The sequence below is a fragment of the Enterobacter sp. ENT02 genome (genome assembly GCF_019219165.1).
Taxonomy (GTDB): domain Bacteria; phylum Pseudomonadota; class Gammaproteobacteria; order Enterobacterales; family Enterobacteriaceae; genus Enterobacter; species Enterobacter mori.
Genome location: NZ_JAHUWD010000001.1, coordinates 164,061 through 186,044 on the forward strand (window position 1 = coordinate 164,061; position 21,984 = coordinate 186,044).

A 21,984-nucleotide genomic window follows, 5' to 3' on the forward strand; every position below is an offset into this window, starting at 1 on the left:
GGCGGGAGCGTGATGGGTTAAAACCAGGTTTCCATCTGAACCCCAAAGTTCCATTCCCCGCCAGCGTTGAAGCCGCTGCTGCCAAAGGCATCATCGCTGGCGTAATTATCCAGTTTGCTGCTCCAGTCCATCCAGGTGGCAAACAGGCGCAGCTCCGGACGGCTGAAGAAATCGCCAATCTTGCCCGCTTTTAACGTCGGGGCGAAGGTCAGCTTGTAGAAGCTGCCGTTAACCGCATTGCGATCCTTGTAGCCTTCCGGGTTTAAGTCCATGTACTGATAGCTACCCTCGAACGCGAGGGCGAAATTCTGCGTGACCTCTTTGATCAGGCGCGTATTCAGGGTGACCCACTCATAGCTGTCGCCTTTCACGTAGCGGTCCTTGCTGCTCTGCGCCAGCACGGCAGGCGCGATATGCCAGCCACCACCGAGCGGCGTGACACCGTAACTTGCAAAGCGCAAGGTATCGGCTTCCGACAGCAACGCGCCATCCGAACCGATGCTTTTGACCTCGGCGCCCAGACCGTGACCGTAGAGCAGCGCCGTTTTGGCGGAACCTTCACGCAGCCCGTAGAAACTCTCGTTATGCAGGCCGACCAGGGCGTGCACGCCGTTGTTCGCCGCATCGGTTTTAATCAGATCGCCGCTGCTGTCTTTACGGTCGTCATTATCCTTCGCGCGTAAGCCGCTGACCATGACCTGGAGCGGACCGGCGAAGTGGTTCATGCTGAGGATGTAGTTCTGAACGTTATTGTCGATCTCCTCTTCGCTGCCAAAGTTGCGGCCATAAATCGAGAAGTTGCTGCGCAGGTTCTCGTTCCACTTCACGTCATACACGCCGCCGCCGGTTCCGGCGAGAAACACCACGTCGGAGTCCAGCCAGTGAATGTCAAAGTTATCGCGATCGAATCGTTTACCCGCCCAGAAGGTGCTGCCCTTTAGCGCGCCGGTAAAATCTGGCAGATTTCCCAGTTCGGCAAAGGCCTGACGAATATTGAGATCGCTGGTATCGGCGGACCAGTCGTTATAGGTCTTCTGACCGTCGGCAAGCATTGCCTTGAAGCGGGTGGTCGCCCCGCTGTCGAGCGTCTGTTTGTGCTCCACGTTCAGCTCAACGTAGGTGTCTGCTTCGTTACCCAGACGCCCTACCGCACCACCGGTTTCCCCGGCTGGCGTCAGGTATGGACCACTTTTACTGCTGGAGGCCGCGTCGTTCATCAGCAGGCCCGAACGGGCGTAGCCGTGGAACTCAAACCCGCTGCTCTGGTCGGCTTTTTTCTCCAGCACCGTGGTACGTTGCGCCACCTCCTTAGTGGTGGTTTGCGCCTGCTGCTGTGCCGCCACCAGCTGCTGCGTTTTTTGCTCCGCCGCCGTGGCACGTTTCTCGGCAACCTGTGCGCGGGTTTCCGCAGCCTGGAGGCGCTGCTCCATCGCGGCAAGGCGCGCTTCGATGCTTGTCATATCCGTTTGGGCAAAAACAGAGGTACTGCCGGCCAGCATGCCTATCATCACGGCAAGTCTGCGTTTTTTATACATTTTGTCGCATCCCTAAAAGAATTTATTAAAAGTGCTAAAGTGCTAAACCGGTTTAGGTTGCTGATACTAAACCTGTGAAATTTGGATCGGCAATGTTTTTTGCTAAACCGATTTAGTTTGTGTGATCGAGGCAACAATTCAGGCCGCCGACGGGCGGCCATGGGGGGGAATTACAGTTCGTGATGGTAAGGCAGCGCGGTCATTGCCCCTTTCGCCGTCGTGGCTAACGCGCCGCAGCGCTGCGCGAGTCCGATGACCGGGACAAGTTCCTGACCGGCGGCCAGTCCGTAGAGAAGACCGGCCACGAAGGCATCACCTGCTCCGGTCGTATCAACACACTCCACGGAGGTTCCCGGATAGTGTTTCACGGCGCCATCATGCCAGGCGATAACGCCCTCTTTGCCCAGCGTGACCAGCACCAGACGGGCCGGACAGCGGCGCATGAGTGACTCCAGCCCGGTTTTTACCTGAGCGTCGTGGGTTAAAAACGTCAGCTCCTCAACGGAGAGTTTGACCACGTCTGCGTGCTGCAAAGCCAGTTCGAGGCAGCGGCGAAGTTCGTTCTCATCAGCCCAGAGATCCGGACGAATATTGGGGTCGAAACTGACGTAACCGCCCGCTTCTCTGATGGAGGCCATCGCCTGAAACGCCGCTGAGCGGCTCGGTTCTGCGCTTAAGGCGATGGAGCAGACGTGCAGCCACTCACCGGCGCTGAAGGACGGCAGATCGGCGGGTTCCAGAAACAAATCGGCGCTCGGGCGCACCATGAAGGTAAACGAGCGTTCGCCCTGGTCATCCAGATCGACAACCACCGTAGAGGTACGATGCGCCGGGTCAAGGCGCATCTGCTGCACCTCAACCTTCTCATCAGCTAATATCTGATACATAAAGCGGCCAAAAGGATCGTCGCCCACTCTGCCGATAAACGCGCTGTTTCCCCCCAGCCGCGCCACACCAACCGCCACGTTTGCCGGTGCGCCGCCGGGGCATTGCAATAACCTGCCTTCCCCATCTGGCAGGAGATCCACTACGGCATCACCAAGAACCCAGATCTTTTTCATGTCACCCTCTTTGCTAAACAATGTTAAACCGTTTTAGCTATTTAAGCACAGCCTGGCATGAGGGGGAAATAGTCGAGGAGGAAATGTATGGAATGCGTGATCAACGCGTCATATGCGGCCAGTTAATATCAGACACGCCGTTCAGCTGTGGGCGAGCAAACAAAAAGCCCTGAAAACGGCGTATTCCGGCAGACTCCAGCCAGAACCACTCTTCGAGCTTCTCGATGCCTTCGGCCACCAGGGTAATTTCAAGGTCGGTACAGCAGCTAATGATTGAGCGCACAATCGCCTGCTTCGGGCCGCTCAGGTGAATATTGCTGACAATCTCCCGGTCGATTTTAATTTTATCCGGCTGGAATCGGGTCAGCAGAGAAAGTCCGGCATAGCCAGAGCCAAAATCGTCAATGGCCAGACCAATCCCTTCTGCACGCAGCTGTTTAATGGCGCTATTAAACTTATTGAAACCGGAAATCATCTCGTTTTCGGTCACTTCGATGATGACCTGTTCAGGCTGTAAACCATACCTGCCGATCTGTTCGACCAGAAACTCAACCGCGCCAGGCACATTCACCAGCGACATTGGCAGCAGGTTCACTGCAAGTTTATGACTCCCGATCCCCAGTTTTTCGGCCAGCGCGAAGGCATACGCTTTGGTTTGCAGATCGACCTCGTAAATCTTATCCGGATCGAGAGCATTGAAGAAATGCTCCGGGCTTCCGCCGTCATTTCCGCGGATCAGCGCTTCAAAAGAGCTAATTTTGCCTTCCGAGGGCTCGACAATCGGCTGAAGGGCAAACTGGCAGGGTTGATCCGCGAACAGCCCTAAGGCATCACCAAAATCCGTGCTCTCGCGGGAAAGCGTCCATTTCTCCGGTTCGTAATGCGAGCCAGACGATGTCGATTTATCGCCGGTAATAAACGACTGGATAAATTTAAACACCCGATCGTCAGATGTCAGATAACTCTCGAGCTTACTGTAATGTAGAACCGATTCCAGAACCTCTTTCTGCGACTGAACCTGCAGATCGAACAGCAGCATGCCGACGTTGTCGAAACGTCGGCGCGGACCGTAATCCCGCATAAGCTCGACCACGCCTGCATGCCGTTCATCTGCGCGGATTTTATGGAAGAGTTTCACCACGCTCTCTTCTTTCCCTTCGAGAAGTTGCAGGATTTCGCTTCCATTCGAGAGAAGAATACCGGTGATGTTCTCCCCCGTATTACGGATCCTGGCCTTTTCAACCAGCGCGCTGAGCTCTGCAGAGCTGCAGGATAAATTCAACTGGCTTCGATAAATGAGAGTAGTAAGCACAGAATCGGGGTCCGAATATGAGGTAAACGTCTGGAAGTTACTGTTTATACACTTCATCCTTCAAGCTGCCTCTGCGTTGGCTACGTCTGTTCACCCCAGTCACTTACTTCAGTAAGCTCCTGGGGATTCTCAGACTCGCCGCCTTGATCCAGCATGAATGATTTTGTGTATAACATACTTCCCCCTTGCGGCCTAATCTATTCATTAAACCAATTAATTTCCGTCGATGCGCCGGTTAATCCGCTCCTGCATATAGTCGTAAAACGGATTCGACGTGACTCGCATGAGCGCATCCTTCCCAACGCTAAGAACCGATGTCTCGCCCCACAGCGCAATGGTTCCCAGGCTGATGCCATAGCGGTTTTTGACCTCCGGTTGACGGCCATACAGATCATCTTCAGGAGGGAACGGGATGGCCACATGCGAGAGCGAATAGACCTCTTGCGGATACAGCATCGACAGCGGGACGACCGTTTCACGCATACTCTCCGCTGGCGTAATCTTAGCAACCGTGTCATCACTGTTTACACCGCGATTAGTCACCACCGTGACACTGTAACGCCTTTTTACCGCAGGCAGGAGATCGGCAAGCGCTGTCCATGAAGAGGGTTTAAACAACGGACGGAAGCTCGCCGCCTGGTTGATATCAAACACCACCAGTTCACTGCCGTTTGCCGGAAGCTGGTCGAACAGCCCCGTCACCACCGCCCGGGTACTGACCGTAGAGTCCATGATGGACTGAAACGCTATCACCGGCGCGAGCTGGTCGAGGCGGTGGCTCTGTGCATCATGGCTAAGCTGCTGCTGCAACGCCTGCGTAAGTAACCACGACTGTCGCGCCGCGTTCACCGGAAACGAATTATATTTGTAAGGGTTATATTCTGGAGCAATGTTGAGCCACGCGGCTTTGGCGAATGCCGGTAACATCGCGGGGAGCCCGGCGAATCCGGCAAAACGGGCGAACGCCGTGACGCCAATCATGGGCGACAGCAGTACCAGCTGGTGAGGTTTACGCAACGTCGGGGCGTCGAGCGCATCAAGGGCATACTTCATGGCCAGCGCCCCGCCGTTGGAATACCCCACCAGATGCAGCGGGACTGCGTCACCCGCCAGACGCGTCGCTTCACGTACGGCAAGCCGCGTCGCCGCCATCCACATCTCCCAGTCGACATCCGTTAACGCACCAGGCGCAGTGCCATGACCGGGCAGGCGCGGAACAACGGCGACAAAACCGTGCTGCTGATAGTTAACCGCAAGGTGTTTTACGCTGTAAGGCGAATCCGTCAGTCCGTGAAGCAGCACCACCGCTCCGCGTGGTTTGCCTTTTGGCATCAGCACAAATGAACGGTTGGCATCGGGTGAAAACTGTCCTGGCCATACCAGGCTCTGGCGGTTGTAGCGGTTAAGAGGGGTCTTCTCTTCTGCTTCCGTTTTCGCCGTCACCTCGTTTTCCAGCGCGCTGAAAATGGCGTTTTCGCGGGTCAGGTACTGGGCGAAATTTGCCTTGTCCATCTCCTGGACGGACATTTCATCCGCGCGCCAGGTATGCCAGCGGTGCAGTTCCGGCCCCTGCTGCGAGAGATAAACCCGCACGGCGAGCAGTACAAACAGGATAATCCCCAACACCAGGATACTTTTCTTTGCGAACGCGATCAGCCGCACGCTGACACGCCAGGGCCAATTCGCCATGCCGATTTTCCTTTCCAGCTCAGTGTCCTTCAATCTTAACAAAAATGTGAAGGCACTGACGTATTCACCAAAATCATTCTCCTCCGCTTCGACCAATGCACCAAAAGTGAACTACGCTGCACAAATGTTGATCATTGGTTAAACAAATATTGCATTAACTTTGCTGCATAGCGGGTTTTACCCCCTCTGTGAACATGGCACGCGTCCTGCATTGTTAATCAGGTAACAAAAAATCGGCAATTGACAGCGAGTTAACAGCGAGGCGGTATGACGACACAACCTGAAGTGCTGAGCCGTATCGAAGCGACCTTCAGTCAGCTCACGCCAAGCGAAAAGCGGGTGGCAAGCTGGATGCTGGCGCACGCCGCGCAGATCCCCTTTGAAACGGCAGAAAGCGTGGCGCTGATTACCGGGACCAGCGGGATCACCGTCGGGCGCTTCCTGCGCAAGCTGGGCTACCGCAATCTTGACGATGCAAAAAAAAGCCTGCGCGACCCTTATCAGCCCTGGGGTATGAACGAGCGTCTTGACTCGTGGCAACAGCAGCAACCGCTGTCGGACCGCGTTCAGCACTCGCTTTCCCTGGAAATCGACGCGATTACGCAGGTGTACCAGCTGGCGCAAAGCGAGGCCTTCAGGCAGGTGGTCCATCAGCTTGCCCGTGCAGACGCGGTATTTGTGCTGGGTATTCAGTCGACGCGCGGGATCGCTAATGCGTTCTTCAGCCATCTGGAATATCTGCGCCCGCGCGTGAGCTACTCAGAAGGGTTATCCGGCAGTTGGGTGGAGTCCCTGAACTCCGGATTTGCCAACCCCTACGTGGTGCTGACCGATACCCGCGCTTACTCCGCTATCGCCCGTCAGTACTGTCGCGTCGCGAGTGAAAAAGGCATTCCGATGGCGCTCATTACCGATATCTGGTGTCCGTGGGCGCGGGATTACCCTATCGATTTACTGCAGGTGAAAACCGATACCGGACACTTCTGGGATTCGCTTGCCCCCGTCAGTTGCCTGTTCAACCTGCTGCTCTCGGGCGTGGTGGAAGCACTGGGTGAAGCGCTGCCGGAACGCCTCGCGGTAAACCGACAGCTACAACAAGAGTTTGGTCAATTCGAACGCTAAAGGAGTGGATCAATGTCCGACGAGTATCAACTGGTTGATGTGGCGAAGACGTTTCCCGCGCTGCATATCGATCTTAAATACGCCACCGATGACAACATCACCGGCAGGCCGATTTATCAGGAAGCTCGATGCTTGCTGCATACCGATGCGGCTACCGCGTTAGCGAAATCGATCGGCATTGCTACCCTGGCCGGACTGAAACTGGTGGTCTACGACGCCTACCGTCCGCACGAGGCCCAGGCGCAGCTGTGGGATGCATGCCCAAACCCGGAATACGTGGTTGATGTGGCCATTGGCTCGAACCACAGCCGGGGGACCGCCATCGACGTCACCTTGATGGATGAACGGGGTCACGTGCTGGATATGGGCGCCGGGTTTGACGAAATGCACGACCGCTCGCATCCGTATCACCCTTCCGTACCGCCGCAGGCACAGCGCAACCGCCTGCTGCTCAACGCCATTATGTTTGGCGGCGGATTCGTGGGCATCAGCAGCGAATGGTGGCATTTCGAGCTGCCAAACGCCGCAGGCTACCCGCTGTTAGACGACCAATTTCCCTGTTTTTCGACCACACACGCTGCACGTTAATACTGGAGCCCGGCCATGAAAAAAACGCTTCTTACCACCCTGATCGCCGCTACGCTGGCGTTAACTTCTACCGCTGCACTGGCAGCCGTTCCCAAAGATATGCTGGTGATTGGCAAGGCGGCCGATCCGCAAACCCTTGACCCGGCGGTGACAATTGATAACAACGACTGGACGGTCACCTACCCGTCCTATCAACGTCTGGTGAAATACAAGCCGGGCACGACCGAGGTGGAAGGCGATCTGTCGACGGGCTGGAAAGCGTCCGACGACCAGAAAGAGTGGACATTTACCCTGACGGACAACGCCAGATTCTCCGACGGTACGCCGGTCACCGCCGAGGCGGTCAAGCTATCCTTCGAACGTCTGCTGAAAATCGCTCAGGGCCCGTCGGAAGCCTTCCCGAAAGATCTCAAGATTGATGCGGTTGATGAGCACACGGTGAAATTTACCCTCAGCCAGCCGTTTGCCCCGTTCCTCTATACGCTGGCGAACGACGGGGCCTCCATCATTAACCCGGCGGCGCTGAAAGCCAATTCCGCCGATGATGCACGCGGTTTTCTGGCGCAGAACACGGCGGGATCTGGCCCGTTTATGCTGAAAAGCTGGCAGAAAGGCCAGCAGCTGGTGCTGGTACCTAACCCACACTGGCCGGGCGACAAGCCGCACTTTAAGCGCGTGTCGGTGAAGATCATTGGCGAGAGCGCATCGCGCCGCCTGCAGCTTTCCCGTGGCGATCTGGACATCGCCGACTCTCTGCCGGTGGATCAGCTTTCCGCCCTCAAGCAGGAAGGCAAAGTGACCGTCGCGGAATACCCGTCCCTGCGTGTGACCTATCTCTATCTGAACAACAGCAAAGCGCCGATGAACCAGGCTGATTTACGCCGGGCTGTCTCCTGGGCGACGGACTATCAGGGGATGGTGAAAGGTATTCTGAGCGGCAACGGCAAGCAGATGCGCGGGCCGATCCCGGACGGCATGTGGGGCTATGACGCCACCGCCATGCAGTACAGCTTTGACGAGGCCAAAGCAAAAGCGGCGCTGGAAAAAGTGAAGGATAAACCCGCCAGCCTGACGTTCCTCTATTCCGACAACGATCCCAACTGGGAGCCGATCGCCCTCTCCACTCAGGCGAGCCTCGGCAAGCTCGGGATTAACGTCAAGCTGGAGAAACTGGCCAACGCCACCATGCGCGACCGCGTGGGCAAAGGCGATTACGACATCGCCATCGGCAACTGGAGCCCGGACTTTGCCGACCCGTATATGTTCATGAACTACTGGTTCGAATCGGACAAAAAAGGGCTGCCGGGCAACCGCTCGTTCTATGAGAACAAAGAGGTCGATGCCCTGCTTCAGGCGGCGCTGAAAACCACTGACCAGGCCGAGCGCACCAAGGACTACCAGCAGGCGCAAAAAGTGGTGATTGACGAGGCGGCCTACGTTTATCTGTTCCAGAAAAACTACCAGCTGGCGATGAACAAAGAGGTCAAAGGCTTCACCTTTAATCCGATGCTCGAGCAGGTGTTCAACATCGCCACCATGAGCAAGTAGCGGCTCTCGCCGGGGGAAAATGTATGACGTTCTGGAGCATTCTGCGCCAGCGCTGCTGGGGGTTACTTCTGGTGGTGGCCGGTGTCTGTATTATCACCTTTGTTATTTCACACATGATCCCCGGCGATCCGGCCCGCCTGCTGGCCGGTGACCGCGCCAGCGACGAAATGGTCCAGAGCATCCGCCAGCAGCTGGGGCTGGACCAGCCGCTCTGGGTCCAGTTTGGTCGCTACGTGGACGCGCTGGCGCACGGTGATTTAGGCACCTCCATCCGCACGGGGCGGCCGGTGGCGGAAGATTTGAAGGCCTTTTTTCCCGCCACGCTGGAACTGGCCTTTTGCTCCCTGCTGCTGGCGCTGGTGATTGGCGTGCCGCTGGGCATTTTATCCGCGGTCTACCGTAACCGCTGGCTGGACCACCTGGTGCGGCTGATGGCGATGACCGGCATCTCCACGCCCGCGTTTTGGCTGGGGCTGGGGGTGATTGTGCTGTTCTACGGACAACTGCAAATTCTCCCGGGCGGCGGCAGGCTGGATGACTGGCTCGATCCGCCCACGCACGTGACCGGGTTTTATCTGCTGGATGCGCTGCTGGAAGGCAACGGCGAGGTGTTTTTCAACGCGCTGCAGCACCTGATTCTCCCCTCGCTCACCCTGGCGTTTGTTCACCTGGGAATTGTAGCGCGACAGGTTCGCTCGGCGATGCTGGAGCAGCTTAGCGAGGATTATATCCGCACCGCCCGCGCCAGCGGCCTGCCGGGCTGGTACATCGTCCTGCGCTATGCTCTGCCCAATGCGATGATCCCGTCGATTACGGTGCTCGGGCTGGCGCTGGGCGATCTGCTTTACGGTGCGGTGCTGACCGAAACCGTCTTTGCCTGGCCGGGAATGGGTGCCTGGGTGGTGACCTCTATACAGGCGCTGGATTTCCCGGCAGTAATGGGATTCGCGGTGGTGGTGTCGCTGGCGTATGTCTTCGTCAATCTGGTGGTGGATCTGCTCTATCTGTGGATTGACCCACGAATCGGGCGCGGAGGTGCCGAATGATGTTAACTCAGGAAACGTCCGTCCCCGTAAAACCCGCAACGCAGCGCATCAACTGGGCAAAGCTGTTCTGGATGCTGCGCCAAAGCCCGCTCACGCTGATTGGCGGCGTGATAATGCTGCTGATGCTGGCGCTGATGGTGACATCACCGTGGATCGTACCGCACGACCCGAACGCGCTCGACCTGACCGCCCGCCTGCAGGCACCGTCTGCGCAACACTGGTTTGGCACCGATGAAGTGGGCCGCGATCTGTTCAGCCGGGTGCTGATTGGCAGCCAGCAGTCCATTACCGCAGGGTTAGCCGTGGTGGCGATCGCGGGCGGTATTGGCTCGCTGCTCGGCTGTCTGTCCGGCGTGCTGGGCGGGCGCGGTGACGCCATTATCATGCGGATCATGGACATTATGCTCTCCATCCCGTCGCTGGTGCTGACGATGGCGCTGGCCGCCGCGCTCGGTCCGAGCCTGTTTAACGCGATGCTGGCGATTGCGATTGTGCGCATTCCGTTTTATGTCCGCCTGGCGCGCGGGCAAACGCTGGTGGTGCGTCAGTTTACCTACGTGCAGGCCGCACGTACCTTTGGCGCTTCGCGATGGCACTTGATCAGCTGGCACATCCTGCGCAACGCCCTGCCGCCGCTGATTGTGCAGGCCTCACTGGATATCGGCAGCGCGATCCTGATGGCCGCCACGCTGGGCTTCATTGGTTTAGGCGCGCAGCAGCCCACCGCCGAATGGGGTGCGATGGTCGCCGTTGGCCGCAACTACGTGCTTGACCAGTGGTGGTACTGCGCCTTTCCGGGAGCGGCGATTCTGATCACCGCTGTCGGTTTTAACCTGTTTGGCGATGGGATCCGCGACCTGCTGGATCCGAAATCGGGAGGAAAGCAGTGATGAGTGATGCCGTTTTAGCGATAGAAGATGTACACCTGAGCTTCCCGATTTTTCGCGGAGACGTTCATGCGCTTAACCACGTTTCGCTGGAGATCAAACGCGGGGAAATCGTCGGCGTGGTGGGCGAGTCCGGTTCGGGCAAATCGGTGACGGCGATGCTGGCGATGCGCCTGCTGCCGGAAGGCAGCTACCGTGTTCATCACGGAAAGGTCACTCTGCTGGGTGAAGACGTGCTGAACGCCACGGAAAAACAGCTTCGCCAGTGGCGCGGCGCGAAGGTGGCGATGATTTTTCAGGAGCCGATGACGGCGCTCAATCCCACCCGGCGCATCGGCAAACAGATGGTGGAGGTGATCCGCCAGCATCAGCCGCTCTCCCGCCGCGAATCACAGCAAAAAGCCATCAGCCTGCTGGAGGAGATGCAAATCCCCGACGCGGCCAGAGTGATGGAGCGCTATCCGTTTGAGCTTTCCGGCGGCATGCGTCAGCGGGTGATGATTGCCCTTGCCTTCTCCTGCGAGCCGGAGCTTATCGTTGCGGATGAGCCCACCACCGCGCTGGATGTGACCGTCCAGCTGCAGGTGCTGCGGTTACTGAAGCATAAAGCGCGCGCCAGCGGCACCTCAGTGCTGTTTATCAGCCACGATATGGCGGTGGTATCGCAGCTTTGTGACAGGATGTACGTGATGTATGCAGGAAGCGTGATAGAGAGCGGTGTCACGCAGACGTTAATACATCATCCCGTTCATCCCTATTCCATCGGCCTGCTGCAGTGCGCACCGGAAAACGGCCAACCTCGCGATGTTCTGCCCGCCATTCCCGGCACGGTACCGAACCTCAGCCAGCTTCCGCGCGGGTGTGCATTTCGCGAGCGCTGCTTTGCCGCTGGCGCAAAATGCGGCGAAACGCCCCGCCTGATGCCACATGGCGCTGAAGGCCAACAGGCGGCATGCTGGTACCCGCAACAGGGGGCACACCATGTCTGACATTCTGCTGGAACTGAACAGCGTGCACGTGAACTTTACCGCGCGCAAAAACTGGCTTGGGCACGTTACCGAGCAGGTTCACGCCCTCAACGGGCTGGATCTCCAGCTCCATCGGGGCGAAACGCTGGGCATTGTCGGAGAGTCCGGCTGCGGCAAAAGCACGCTGGCGCAGCTGCTGATGGGGATGCTCAAACCCAGTACCGGCGTTTGCCAGCGGACACACCATGCTGGCGATATGCAGATGGTGTTTCAGGATCCGCTCTCGTCGCTCGATCCGCGCTTGCCGGTCTGGCGGATTATCACCGAGCCGGTGTGGGTGCAAAAACGCAGCAGCGTACGTGAACGTCGCCAGCTTGCTGAAGATCTGGCGCTGCAGGTCGGGATTCGTCCGGAATACCTCGAGCGACTCCCCCACGCGTTTTCGGGCGGCCAGCGCCAGCGCATCGCCATCGCCCGCGCGCTCTCCTCCGATCCTGACGTCATCGTGCTGGATGAACCCACCAGCGCGCTGGATATCTCCGTGCAGGCGCAGATCCTCAATCTGCTGATCAAGCTGCAGCAGCAGCGCAATCTCACCTATGTGCTGATCTCGCATAACGTCTCGGTGGTCCGGCACATGAGCGACCGCGTGGCGGTGATGTATCTGGGGCAAATCGTTGAGCTGGGAAGCGCCGCGCAGGTTCTGGGGGATCCTCAGCACCCGTATACCCGGCTGCTGCTGGACTCCGTCCCGAAAACCGGCGTGCCGCTGGATGAAGCGCTGGCGCTGCGTAAAACGGACCTTCCGGGTAACCGCCATCTGCCTGAAGGGTGTTATTTTCGCGACCGCTGCCCGATGGCAACGCAGGGGTGTGAACGTCCTCAACCGTTACAGCCCTCGCGTGAGGGCCGAAACGTGCGCTGCTGGAGAAATGCGGGTTAGATTTGCGCCATTCCGCCGTCGACAAACAGCTCGACGGCATTAATAAAGCTGGCCGCGTCGGAGGCCAGAAACGCCACAGCTTTACCGACCTCTCCCGGTGCCCCTAAGCGGCCCAGCGGAACCTGAGCGGCCAGCGCGTCGTAAAGCCCCTGGCGCTGGGATTCTGGCACCAGGTCACCCAGTCCTGGGGTTTTGACCGGACCAGGGCTGACGACGTTGACGCGAATGCCCCGCCCCTGTAAATCCAGTGCCCAGGAGCGGGCAAAGTTACGCACGGCGGCCTTACTGGCGCTGTACACGCTGAAGTTGGCGGTCCCTTTCACCGATACGGTCGACCCCGTAAGGATGATGGATGAGCCGGTGACCAACAGCGGCAGCGCTTTTTGTACCGTAAACAGTACGCCCCGCACGTTAATGCCGAAGATCCGGTCAAACTGCTCTTCGGTGATGGCCCCGAGCGGCAGCATGTCCCCGCCGCCTGCGTTAGCAAACAGGATATCCAGGTGACCTGCTTCTTGTGCAATTTGGGCGTAGATCCGGTCGAGATCGGCAAGCGAAGAGACGTCTGCACGGATACCCACGGCAGCGGCACCGATGCTGGTGACAGCGGCATCCAGCTCAGCCTGGCGGCGACCGGTAATATAGACCTTAGCACCCTGTGCCGCCAGCTCCTGCGCGGTTGCCAGACCAATACCTGTGCTGCCTCCGGTGACCAGTGCGATTTTTCCTGCGAGCGTTGTGTTCATTGTATTCACCTTTAATGAGGGGGTTGGGTTGAACACACTTTAGCGCTGGCGTTATTGGTGAAAAATGGGCAAAAATGAAAATGACTATTCACACAGAGAAATAATCCGGGGGATCGCATGGATCAATTACTGGCGATGCGGGCGTTTACGCGAGTCGTCGAATCCGGCAGCTTCACGCGTGCGGCAGATTCTCTGAACATGCCGATCGCCACGCTAAGCAAGCTGGTTAAATCGCTGGAAACGCATCTGGAAACGAGGCTGCTGCACCGGACGACCCGCCGCGTCGTGACGACGCTGGAGGGGACGGAATACTATGAAAAAGCCATGCGGGTGCTGATTGATATTGAGGATATCGACACCTCGTTTCGCGCCTCCTGCTGTACGCCCAAAGGGCATTTGCGTATTGACGTCGGCGGCTCCACCGCGCGTGACGTGCTGATCCCCCTGCTGCCGGACTTTATGCAGCGGTATCCGGATATTCGCATCGATCTGGGCGTGGCTGACCGCCCGGTAGATTTGATAGGCGGCAACGTGGACTGCGTGATCCGCGGTGGCCCGCTTGATGATTCAACGCTGATCGCCCGCCGCATCGGGGAGGCGGAAAGGGTGACCTGTGCGTCACCCGACTATTTGAAGCGTCACGGCATTCCCGCGTACCCGCAAGAGCTGCGCAATGGGCACAAGCTGGTGAGCTATCTCTCACCCGTAACCGGACGGGCGTTTCCTTTTCGCTTCAGAGAAAACGGCGAGGCGCTGGACATCAGCGTGCCGCACTATCTTGGGGTAAACGAAAGCAATGCGCACCTGGCGGCGGCGGTCGCGGGGCTGGGAATTATTCAGACGTTTGGCTACGCGGCCCGTTCCTCTTTGAGAACCGGATCGTTAGTTGAAATCCTTCAGGAATGGCGTCCTGCGGATTATCCTTTTCACGTGGTTTATCCGCAGAACCGGCATCTGACGCATCGCCTGCAGGCATTTATTACGTGGCTGGGTGACGTGTTCCCGACAGCGTTGAAGGGCTAGCCGGGCGGGCGCCCGGCTTTAGACTTAGTTGAGCTTATAGTCCAGCGTGATTTCCGCTTTTAATACCTGCGATACCGGGCATCCAGCTTTGGCCTTCTGGATGATGCCGTCGAATTTCTGCGGGTCAATACCCGGTACGGTAACCTTACTGGTTAGCGCAATTTTTGTGATCGCAAAACCACCGTCGGCCTTGTCCAGTGAGACATCCGCCGTGGTGTCAATGGAATCCGCGGTGAAGCCCGCTTCACCAATCATCAGCGACAGCGCCATTGAGAAACAGGCGGCGTGCGCTGCGCCAATCAACTCTTCCGGGTTCGTGCCCTTAGCGCCTTCAAAACGGGTGTTAAAGCCGTAAGGTTGTTGATTCAGGACGCCACTTTCCGTTGAAACCGTCCCTTTTCCTGATTTGATGTCACCAGACCAGTGTGCCGAACCGTGCTTATGAATCGTCATTCTTGCTCTCCTTTTGGCTTACAAAGGGTTAAGTATAGACTATGCCTCTGGCACTCTCCTGAACCCAGACAATTCCGTAACTTACCTCTGCCCTACCGACAACAAGGATAAACATATGACACTAAAAATCAGGATGGCCCTCGCGGTAACGACGCTGGCTATGTCGCTGTCTCTGCTGGCAAAGACGCCGGAAAACTTTATTTATACCAGTTCAGGCGATCTCGACGCGGCGTTCCCTCTCATTGCGCGAAGCGACATCGGTGGTGTGCAGATCGTCTACAGCTGGCGCGCGCTGGAAAAAGAGAAGGACAGCTATGACTTCTCGCAGATTGAACAGGATCTGGCGCGCCTCAAGGCCGCCAATAAAAAACTCTTTATTCAAATTCAGGATCGTTTTTTCGAAAAAGATGCCCGCTATGTTCCTGACTATCTGATGAAGGATAAGCAATATGGCGGCGGCATTGCGCCGCAGTTTGATAACCCAGGGGAAGGTAAACCGGTTGGCTCGGGCTGGGTAGCTCAACAGTGGGATCCCGCCGTGCGCCAGCGGTACCAGGCGCTACTGGCGGCCATTGCTAAGCAATTTGATGGCCGGGTGTATGGCGTGAATCTCCCCGAAACGGCGATAGATCTTGACGAGAAAAAACCACCAAAGGGATTTTCATGTGATAGCTATTTTGCCGGAGAAATGGAAAACCTGGCCTATGCGCGAAAGGCATTCAGCCAATCCCATGTCGTGCAGTATGTCAACTTCTGGCCGTGCGAGTGGAATAACGATCGCAATTACATGGGACGCCTGTTTGCCTTTGCCAGCGCCAATAACATTGGCCTCGGCGGCCCGGATATCGTTCCCAACCGCAAGGCACACATGAAGAACGCTTATCCGTTCTTCAATCAGTACAAAGGTAAACTGGCCCTCGTCGCCATGGCCGTTCAGGAGCCAACCCTGACCTACCGCAACCCGGCGACCGGTAACCCGTTCACTAAAAATGAGTTTGTGCAGTTTGCAGAGAATTATCTCGGCGCTGATATCATCTTCTGGAGCACGTCATCCCCCTGGCTGAATGCGAAATAGCCATCAGCCCTGCCGCGCGTCGTTTGACAGATAGCGCACAATTTCGTCCAGAAAGACGCGCAGTGCTGCGGGCTGATATTCCCGGGACTGATAAATACCGTGGATGGCTAAGGTTTTGGGTTTCAGCCCGCTCAGCAACGGGACCAGCGTACCCTGCTCAATCGCGGCGTGTGCTTCCTGCTCTGGCAGCATCGCAATGCCGCAGTGCTTCTCTGCCGCATCCATCAACAACGATGAGATGCTGGCGCTGAGGTTGCCGCTTACGGCGACGCTGACGTTTTCCCCTTCCGGCGTCAGGAAGTGCCACGACTGGCCAGCGAAAAAGCTGTAGTGCAGACAGTTGTGCTGCGCTAAGTCATCCGCATGTACTGGCGTGCCGTGGGTAGCGAGATACTGCGGCGATGCACAGAGTACGGAGCGGCACTCACCCAGCCTGCGGGCAATCATTCCCGGCTCCGGGTTATCCGTGATGCGAATCGCCACGTCAATCCGTTCTCCGACAAGGCTCACCGGATGGTTGTTCACGTCCAGCTCAACGCGCAGCTGCGGAAACCGGGACAGCAGATCGGGCAGCACCGGCGCGATAATGTGCATAGCGGTAAAATGCGCGCAGGCCACCCGCAGCGTGCCTGAAGGCAAATCTTTTGCCGACTGATCTTCAATTTCCTGCGACAGCTGCGAAAGCGTGCGCGTTTTTTGCAGCACCTTTTCCCCTGCCGCCGTCAGCGTCAGCTTGCGCGTCGAGCGGTTTACCAGCCGCGTTCCCGCCCACTTTTCCATCTGTTCCAGATAGCGGCTGACCATTGGGCGAGAAATACCCAGCGCGCGGGCTGCCGCGCTCAGGCTCCCCAGCTCGCATATTCGGTTATAGACCTGAGCAGCAATAACGCGATCCATACAACACTCCATTTGCTCGATTTATGAAACAAAGCATGTCTTGTTTCAGGAATTCTGGCAAATGCGAATATCCGTACAATAGCGATATTCCTGAACAACAGAGACAACAGCATGAAATTCACTCACCTTGCCCTGCTTTCCACCCTTTTTACTCCGGCTGTGTTTGCCGCGCCGTTAACCATTGATACCTATAACCCGCAGGAAAAAGGCATTTTTGCGGTCTCCTCCACGCTGGTCTCCGGCCCGAAAGAGGCGGTGCTGTTTGACGCGCAGTTCAGCGTGAAAGATGGCGAAGCGCTGGTAGAAAAAATCCGCAAAAGCGGGAAAACACTGAACAAGATTGTGATCACCTCCGGCGATCCGGATTTCTATTTTGGCCTTCAGCCGCTGGTGAAAGCTTTCCCGAATGCCAAAGTGGTGGCCACGCAGCATGTGGTTGACCATATCAAAGCCACCAAAGACGCCAAACTCGCCTTCTGGGGTCCGCAGATGAAAGATGGCGCGCCAACGGAACTGGTTGTCCCTCAGGTGCTCGCGTCCACCACGTTTATGGTTGATGGAGAAAAGATCGATATTGAGGAGCCAGACAGCTACGCGGCCTATGTGTGGATCCCGTCAGCGAAGACTATCCTCGGCGGCACCGGCGTCTCCTGGGGCATTCACGTCTGGACAGCGGATACCCAAACGTCGGCTCGCCGTCAGCAGTGGCAGGAAACCCTGGATAATATGGCCGCGCACAAGCCAGAGCGCGTGATCCCGGGCCACTACCTCGGTACGCCGCCTGCCGGAACCGGCGCTATCGACTTTACCCGCACGTATCTGCAGCAGTTTGAACAGGCATTGGCTAAGCATAAGGATTCTGCTGGCGTGATTGCCGCGATGAAAAAACAGCAGCCGGACCTGGCCGAAGTCAGTTCTCTTGAGTTAAGCGCTAAGGTGAATACCGGCGAAATGAAGTGGTAAGTTAAACTCTGCTCCTGCTATATTTCCGTGATAGCAGGAGCAACCAGCAAATATCTACCCACTCTCCCATTGATTCCCCCTTCTTTTTAAAAGCACATAAAAGCATGCACTTATGACTTTTTTAATTCTAAGATGAATCTTACACACAGCGCCGGAAATATTTGCCATTCTGAATGTGAATTATATTTTTGCACGCCGTAACATTAAACAGACAACGACACGGAGGCAGCATGTTTACTTATTACCCGGCAAATACTACAGCAGCACAACCGGAACTCGTTAACGCCATTGCGCAGGGTCTTCACGCCGAGCACGGTGCTGTGACTGAAGATGACATTTTGATGGAACTGACCAAGTGGGTGGAATCCACAGACAATGACATCCTCAGTGACATCTACCAGCAGACCATTAACTATGTTGTTAGCGGGCGAAACGCACCTTTGTAAAAACCTGCTAAGCTGGATCTGCAACCTAAGGGGTTACATTTCGTTTGCGTAAGCAAGCTTGTCCTTAAAACTATCAACAGGATTGAGGAGTTAACATGAAATCGAACCGTCAGGCACGCCATATTCTGGGACTGAACTACAAGCTTTCAAACCAACGTAAAGTGGTGATTGAGGGCGACAGTGAAACGCAGGTCACCCACGCCACGGGCAGAAAACGCCACGCAGGCAAGTAAGTTCCAGTAAGATATTTACGACACCATCGGTAATCCCGATGGTGTTTTTGTTTATGTGTTGCGGTAATTAATATTTAGCTCCTTTATAATACCGCCCGACCGCACCCCGTAGCACAGGCCAGAAAGATGACAAACAGCAGTGTCAGGGACGGATCTTCATAAAAAGAGTGAGTGACATGGACAACAAACTGAAAAAACATCGTTCCTTATACATCCCATACGCCGGACCCGTTTTACTCGAATTTCCCCTGCTTAACAAAGGCAGCGCCTTCAGCATGGAAGAGCGCGGCAGCTTTAACCTGCTTGGCCTCTTGCCTGAAGTGGTTGAAACCATTGAAGAACAGGCAGAGCGCGCCTGGATCCAGTATCAGGGCTTCAAGACGGAAATCGACAAACACATCTACCTGCGCAACATCCAGGACACCAACGAAACCCTTTTCTATCGCCTGGTGCAAAACCATCTCGAAGAGATGATGCCGGTGATCTACACCCCGACGGTGGGTGCCGCCTGTGAACGTTTCTCTGAGATCTATCGTCGTTCCCGTGGGGTATTTATCTCTTATCAGAACCGTCACAACATGGACGATATTCTGCAGAACGTGCCAAACCACAATATTAAAGTCATCGTGGTGACCGACGGCGAACGTATTCTGGGTCTTGGTGACCAGGGCATTGGTGGGATGGGGATCCCAATCGGCAAGCTCTCCTTGTATACCGCCTGCGGTGGCATCAGCCCGGCGTATACCCTGCCGGTGGTGTTGGATGTCGGAACCAATAACCAGCAGCTGTTGAACGATCCGCTTTACATGGGCTGGCGTCATCCGCGTATAACCGACGATGAGTACTATCAGTTTGTCGACGACTTCATCCAGGCCGTGAAACAGCGTTGGCCGGACGTACTCTTGCAGTTCGAAGACTTTGCGCAGAAGAACGCGATGCCGCTGCTGAACCGTTATCGGGATGAGATCTGCTCGTTCAACGACGATATCCAGGGCACCGCCTCGGTGACCGTAGGCACGCTGATCGCTGCCAGCCGCGCAGCCGGTAGCCAGCTGAGCTACCAGAAAATCGTCTTCCTGGGTGCAGGCTCTGCGGGCTGTGGTATTGCCGAGCAGATTATCGCCCAGACGCAGCGTGAAGGGTTAAGCGAAGAGCTGGCCCGCTCCCGCGTCTTTATGGTTGACCGTTTCGGCCTGCTGACCGACGGTATGCCGAACCTGCTGCCCTTCCAGACCAAGCTGGTGCAGAAGCGCGAAAACCTGAAAAACTGGGATACCGACAACGAAGTTCTTTCCCTGCTGGACGTGGTGCGCAACGTGAAGCCGGATATTCTGATCGGCGTTTCCGGACAAACCGGTCTCTTTACCGAAGAGATCATCCGCGAGATGCACAAGCACTGCGAACGCCCTATCGTGATGCCGCTGTCTAACCCGACCTCGCGCGTGGAAGCGACGCCGCAGGACATCATCGCCTGGACCGAAGGTAACGCGCTGGTCGCGACCGGCAGTCCGTTCGATCCGGTGGTGTGGAAGGATAAAACCTATCCGATTGCCCAGTGCAACAACTCCTACATCTTCCCGGGCATTGGTCTGGGCGTGATCGCCTCCGGCGCATCCCGCATTACCGACGAAATGCTGATGTCGGCAAGCGAAACCCTGGCGGGCCACTCTCCGCTGGTCAATGACGGCGAAGGTCTGGTGCTGCCAGAGCTGAAAGACATTCACAAGGTGTCACGCGCTATCGCATTTGCGGTAGGTAAAATGGCGCAGCAGCAGGGCGTGGCGGTGAAAACCTCTGCCGACGCGCTGCAGCAGGCCATCGACGACAACTTCTGGAAGCCTGAATACCGCAGCTATCGCCGTACCTCGATTTAATTCTGCACGCCGACCGTTCCCTCTCCTCAAAAGGGAGAGGGGATGTCAACACCCTACTCCCTTGATTTTGTTTGCCGCTTCTACAGCATTCCCCATAACATTATTTTGAAAATCAATACTCCAACAATAATACATATCTCATTGAAATATAAATATTTTGCATAGCATTCCTTGCCTAATAAACAATTTCTTTTAAAGGTTTAGTAACGTTCCGCATCACTAAATTCATTAATTGAAAAAGGAGTTTTGAAATGGCAATTCCGGCATACCTTTGGCTTAAAGATGACGGCGGCGCAGATATCAAAGGCGCTGTTGATGTAAAAGATCGCGAGGGAAGTATCGAGATATTAGGGTTCGGTCATGGGCTGCATCTGCCAACAGATAACATGACAGGAAAAATAACGGGTACACGCGTTCATAGTGCGCTGGTATTTGAAAAGGAGTTTGACAGTTCTAGCCCTTATTTATACAAGGCCGTGGCAAAAGGCCAAACGCTGAAAAGTGCCGAGTTTAAGTGGTATAAGATCAATGATGCTGGTCAGGAGGTCGAGTACTTCAACATGTATCTGGAGAACGTTAAAGTTGTCTCAATATGCCCGGTAATGCATGACGTAAAAAATCCAGCGATGGAAAAACATAACCATCTTGAAAATATTTCCCTACGCTATGAGAAAATCACGTGGCGGCATTGTGACGGTAATATCATCTTCGCTGATTCATGGAATGATCGTTCATGAACCTCCTGCAGTGTTATTTCCACCTTAACGGCGGTAAGTATGCAACATTGTCTGTGCCCGGTGTGGGTTTTTTCCCTGCATTTTCTGGGAATGGTAATGCAACAAATCGTCCCGAAAGCGCGTCTCTACCCGACATAGGCCCTCTCCCTCCGGGCCGATATTTCATACTATTGCGTGGATTAGGTGGTTGGTATACTCAAACAAAGGACAGTGTCAATGCATTTTTCACGGGTTCCAATCGGAGCGAGTGGTTTGCTTTGTATCGCGATGACGGATTGATAAATGATGAGACTTTTGTGAACGGGATAAGGCGAGGAGAATTCAGATTGCACCCTATCGGACCATCTGGATTAAGTAAGGGATGTATCACGCTTTACAGTCAGAGCGATTTTAAGGTTCTGGCATCAGCCTTGCTTCGAACGGGAGGGCAGCAACTGGGAAACTATATGATTGCTCATGGCGTTGTGCAGGTTTATTAATGAAGGTGGTACTACTGGCACTGCTATGGTGTACGGCAGTGTTTCTTTCACTACTCACACTATATAAAGTTATTCCACCGGAAGCGCAATACTCTTTTGCGGAGCATTTTGAAATATATGGCGACGAATTGATCATGGATTTTGTTCTGTACCTTTTTTTCGGTATAGCCACATTCATTGCGTCAGTTCTCACACTAGCCCTATATGTTTTTATACGAAAAAGATAATCCTGGGCAGCACTGCTGCCCCTCTGTTTGGTATATGCAAAGAAACGTTGTATAGTGATAGTCACCTACAAACTCAAAACATATAAGGAGGCCAATTATGCTGTATCGTGAAATTTTCAATGTTTCACATAC

General features: G+C 55.7%; 22 protein-coding genes. 15 read left to right on the plus strand and 7 right to left on the minus strand.

The genetic code is table 11. From position 1 onward, the window contains the following. Positions 1–17: 17 nt before the first annotated feature. From KW829_RS00690 to KW829_RS00705, 4 genes are all read right to left on the minus strand, one after another. Positions 18–1,535, minus strand: a complete 1,518-nt coding sequence (locus KW829_RS00690; protein ID WP_218307394.1) for a carbohydrate porin — start codon at positions 1,533–1,535, stop codon at positions 18–20. A 170-nt stretch (positions 1,536–1,705) separates the two neighbouring features. After that, positions 1,706–2,596, minus strand: a complete 891-nt coding sequence (locus KW829_RS00695; protein WP_010431302.1) for an aminoimidazole riboside kinase — start codon at positions 2,594–2,596, stop codon at positions 1,706–1,708. A gap of 100 nt (positions 2,597–2,696) precedes the next feature. Next, on the minus strand, positions 2,697–3,908 hold the full coding sequence (locus KW829_RS00700; protein ID WP_218307395.1) for a diguanylate phosphodiesterase: 1,212 nt from the start codon (positions 3,906–3,908) through the stop codon (positions 2,697–2,699). Between the two features lie 213 nt (positions 3,909–4,121). Further along, a complete protein-coding gene (locus KW829_RS00705; RefSeq protein ID WP_218307396.1) occupies positions 4,122–5,597 on the minus strand; it encodes a carboxylesterase in 1,476 nt (491 codons plus the stop codon). 267 nt (positions 5,598–5,864) lie between these two features. Here KW829_RS00705 and KW829_RS00710 point away from each other — a divergent pair, with 267 nt between their 5' ends. From KW829_RS00710 to KW829_RS00740, 7 genes are read left to right on the plus strand one after another with little or no spacing between them, the layout of a single operon-like run. Beyond that, the gene (locus KW829_RS00710; RefSeq protein WP_010431311.1) at positions 5,865–6,719 is read left to right on the plus strand and encodes a MurR/RpiR family transcriptional regulator; all 855 of its coding nucleotides are present in this window, start codon (positions 5,865–5,867) and stop codon (positions 6,717–6,719) included. A 12-nt stretch (positions 6,720–6,731) separates the two neighbouring features. Further along, a complete protein-coding gene (ddpX, locus tag KW829_RS00715) occupies positions 6,732–7,307 on the plus strand; it encodes a D-alanyl-D-alanine dipeptidase (protein WP_218307397.1) in 576 nt (191 codons plus the stop codon). A gap of 15 nt (positions 7,308–7,322) precedes the next feature. Beyond that, positions 7,323–8,855 carry an ABC transporter substrate-binding protein gene (locus KW829_RS00720; protein ID WP_108417420.1) on the plus strand — a complete coding sequence of 511 codons (1,533 nt, stop codon included), beginning with the start codon at positions 7,323–7,325 and terminating at the stop codon, positions 8,853–8,855. 23 nt (positions 8,856–8,878) lie between these two features. Then, positions 8,879–9,901 carry an ABC transporter permease gene (locus KW829_RS00725; protein ID WP_126817046.1) on the plus strand — a complete coding sequence of 341 codons (1,023 nt, stop codon included), beginning with the start codon at positions 8,879–8,881 and terminating at the stop codon, positions 9,899–9,901. Beyond that, entirely contained in the window at positions 9,898–10,791 is an 894-nt protein-coding gene (gene ddpC, locus KW829_RS00730) for a D,D-dipeptide ABC transporter permease (RefSeq protein WP_215229869.1), read from the plus strand. Before KW829_RS00725 ends, ddpC begins: the two co-directional genes overlap by 4 nt. Next, positions 10,791–11,777, plus strand: coding sequence for an ABC transporter ATP-binding protein (locus KW829_RS00735; protein ID WP_218307398.1), 987 nt, complete (start codon positions 10,791–10,793; stop codon positions 11,775–11,777). The genes ddpC and KW829_RS00735 overlap by 1 nt, the downstream gene beginning before the upstream one ends. After that, positions 11,770–12,699 (plus strand): ABC transporter ATP-binding protein, encoded by a 930-nt coding sequence (locus KW829_RS00740; RefSeq protein WP_218307399.1) that lies wholly within the window; start codon positions 11,770–11,772, stop codon positions 12,697–12,699. Before KW829_RS00735 ends, KW829_RS00740 begins: the two co-directional genes overlap by 8 nt. Here KW829_RS00740 and KW829_RS00745 read toward each other — a convergent pair. After that, complete coding sequence (locus tag KW829_RS00745; RefSeq protein WP_108417417.1) at positions 12,696–13,445, minus strand: SDR family NAD(P)-dependent oxidoreductase; 750 nt, start codon at positions 13,443–13,445, stop codon at positions 12,696–12,698. The two genes, KW829_RS00740 and KW829_RS00745, sit on opposite strands and share 4 nt — an antisense overlap. Before the next feature lie 117 nt (positions 13,446–13,562). On the opposite strand from KW829_RS00745, the gene KW829_RS00750 reads away from it, so the two are divergent. After that, entirely contained in the window at positions 13,563–14,468 is a 906-nt protein-coding gene (locus KW829_RS00750) for a LysR family transcriptional regulator (protein ID WP_218307400.1), read from the plus strand. A 24-nt stretch (positions 14,469–14,492) separates the two neighbouring features. Here the strand turns inward: KW829_RS00750 and KW829_RS00755 are convergent, their stop codons facing one another. Beyond that, on the minus strand, positions 14,493–14,921 hold the full coding sequence (locus KW829_RS00755; protein ID WP_010431333.1) for an OsmC family protein: 429 nt from the start codon (positions 14,919–14,921) through the stop codon (positions 14,493–14,495). Positions 14,922–15,036: 115 nt separating this feature from the next. Here KW829_RS00755 and KW829_RS00760 point away from each other — a divergent pair, with 115 nt between their 5' ends. Next, positions 15,037–15,996 carry a hypothetical protein gene (locus tag KW829_RS00760; RefSeq protein ID WP_089598511.1) on the plus strand — a complete coding sequence of 320 codons (960 nt, stop codon included), beginning with the start codon at positions 15,037–15,039 and terminating at the stop codon, positions 15,994–15,996. Positions 15,997–15,999: 3 nt separating this feature from the next. Here the strand turns inward: KW829_RS00760 and KW829_RS00765 are convergent, their stop codons facing one another. Further along, the gene (locus KW829_RS00765) at positions 16,000–16,893 is read right to left on the minus strand and encodes a LysR family transcriptional regulator (RefSeq protein ID WP_218307401.1); all 894 of its coding nucleotides are present in this window, start codon (positions 16,891–16,893) and stop codon (positions 16,000–16,002) included. Positions 16,894–17,004: 111 nt separating this feature from the next. Between KW829_RS00765 and KW829_RS00770 the strand changes: the two genes are divergently transcribed. From KW829_RS00770 to KW829_RS00795, 6 genes are all read left to right on the plus strand, one after another. Further along, positions 17,005–17,856 (plus strand): Vmh family MBL fold metallo-hydrolase, encoded by an 852-nt coding sequence (locus tag KW829_RS00770; protein WP_042714308.1) that lies wholly within the window; start codon positions 17,005–17,007, stop codon positions 17,854–17,856. Positions 17,857–18,086: 230 nt separating this feature from the next. Beyond that, positions 18,087–18,302 (plus strand): biofilm-dependent modulation protein, encoded by a 216-nt coding sequence (bdm, locus tag KW829_RS00775; protein WP_010431341.1) that lies wholly within the window; start codon positions 18,087–18,089, stop codon positions 18,300–18,302. Positions 18,303–18,397: 95 nt separating this feature from the next. Further along, positions 18,398–18,535, plus strand: a complete 138-nt coding sequence (gene sra / locus KW829_RS00780) for a stationary-phase-induced ribosome-associated protein (protein ID WP_013096533.1) — start codon at positions 18,398–18,400, stop codon at positions 18,533–18,535. Positions 18,536–18,711: 176 nt separating this feature from the next. Next, positions 18,712–20,409: an NAD-dependent malic enzyme gene (locus KW829_RS00785; RefSeq protein ID WP_089598514.1), complete on the plus strand. Its 1,698-nt coding sequence runs from the start codon at positions 18,712–18,714 to the stop codon at positions 20,407–20,409. A gap of 251 nt (positions 20,410–20,660) precedes the next feature. Next, positions 20,661–21,146 carry an Hcp family type VI secretion system effector gene (locus tag KW829_RS00790; protein WP_218307402.1) on the plus strand — a complete coding sequence of 162 codons (486 nt, stop codon included), beginning with the start codon at positions 20,661–20,663 and terminating at the stop codon, positions 21,144–21,146. Then, positions 21,143–21,625 (plus strand): DUF2778 domain-containing protein, encoded by a 483-nt coding sequence (locus KW829_RS00795; RefSeq protein WP_182945433.1) that lies wholly within the window; start codon positions 21,143–21,145, stop codon positions 21,623–21,625. The genes KW829_RS00790 and KW829_RS00795 overlap by 4 nt, the downstream gene beginning before the upstream one ends. Positions 21,626–21,984 lie beyond the last annotated feature (359 nt).

Excerpts from the sequence above, each read along its gene's own strand:
- bdm (WP_010431341.1), top strand. The coding sequence starts at position 18,087 with ATGTTTACTTATTACCCGGCAAATACTACAGCAGCACAACCGGAACTC.
- KW829_RS00785 (WP_089598514.1), top strand. The coding sequence starts at position 18,712 with ATGGACAACAAACTGAAAAAACATCGTTCCTTATACATCCCATACGCC.
- KW829_RS00735 (WP_218307398.1), top strand. The coding sequence starts at position 10,791 with ATGAGTGATGCCGTTTTAGCGATAGAAGATGTACACCTGAGCTTCCCG.
- KW829_RS00790 (WP_218307402.1), top strand. The coding sequence starts at position 20,661 with ATGGCAATTCCGGCATACCTTTGGCTTAAAGATGACGGCGGCGCAGAT.
- KW829_RS00795 (WP_182945433.1), top strand. The coding sequence starts at position 21,143 with ATGAACCTCCTGCAGTGTTATTTCCACCTTAACGGCGGTAAGTATGCA.
- sra (WP_013096533.1), top strand. The coding sequence starts at position 18,398 with ATGAAATCGAACCGTCAGGCACGCCATATTCTGGGACTGAACTACAAG.
- KW829_RS00710 (WP_010431311.1), top strand. The coding sequence starts at position 5,865 with ATGACGACACAACCTGAAGTGCTGAGCCGTATCGAAGCGACCTTCAGT.
- KW829_RS00765 (WP_218307401.1), bottom strand. The coding sequence starts at position 16,893 with ATGGATCGCGTTATTGCTGCTCAGGTCTATAACCGAATATGCGAGCTG.
- KW829_RS00740 (WP_218307399.1), top strand. The coding sequence starts at position 11,770 with ATGTCTGACATTCTGCTGGAACTGAACAGCGTGCACGTGAACTTTACC.
- KW829_RS00695 (WP_010431302.1), bottom strand. The coding sequence starts at position 2,596 with ATGAAAAAGATCTGGGTTCTTGGTGATGCCGTAGTGGATCTCCTGCCA.
- KW829_RS00720 (WP_108417420.1), top strand. The coding sequence starts at position 7,323 with ATGAAAAAAACGCTTCTTACCACCCTGATCGCCGCTACGCTGGCGTTA.
- ddpX (WP_218307397.1), top strand. The coding sequence starts at position 6,732 with ATGTCCGACGAGTATCAACTGGTTGATGTGGCGAAGACGTTTCCCGCG.
- KW829_RS00690 (WP_218307394.1), bottom strand. The coding sequence starts at position 1,535 with ATGTATAAAAAACGCAGACTTGCCGTGATGATAGGCATGCTGGCCGGC.
- KW829_RS00750 (WP_218307400.1), top strand. The coding sequence starts at position 13,563 with ATGGATCAATTACTGGCGATGCGGGCGTTTACGCGAGTCGTCGAATCC.
- KW829_RS00705 (WP_218307396.1), bottom strand. The coding sequence starts at position 5,597 with ATGGCGAATTGGCCCTGGCGTGTCAGCGTGCGGCTGATCGCGTTCGCA.
- KW829_RS00725 (WP_126817046.1), top strand. The coding sequence starts at position 8,879 with ATGACGTTCTGGAGCATTCTGCGCCAGCGCTGCTGGGGGTTACTTCTG.
- ddpC (WP_215229869.1), top strand. The coding sequence starts at position 9,898 with ATGATGTTAACTCAGGAAACGTCCGTCCCCGTAAAACCCGCAACGCAG.
- KW829_RS00755 (WP_010431333.1), bottom strand. The coding sequence starts at position 14,921 with ATGACGATTCATAAGCACGGTTCGGCACACTGGTCTGGTGACATCAAA.
- KW829_RS00745 (WP_108417417.1), bottom strand. The coding sequence starts at position 13,445 with ATGAACACAACGCTCGCAGGAAAAATCGCACTGGTCACCGGAGGCAGC.
- KW829_RS00770 (WP_042714308.1), top strand. The coding sequence starts at position 17,005 with ATGAAATTCACTCACCTTGCCCTGCTTTCCACCCTTTTTACTCCGGCT.
- KW829_RS00760 (WP_089598511.1), top strand. The coding sequence starts at position 15,037 with ATGACACTAAAAATCAGGATGGCCCTCGCGGTAACGACGCTGGCTATG.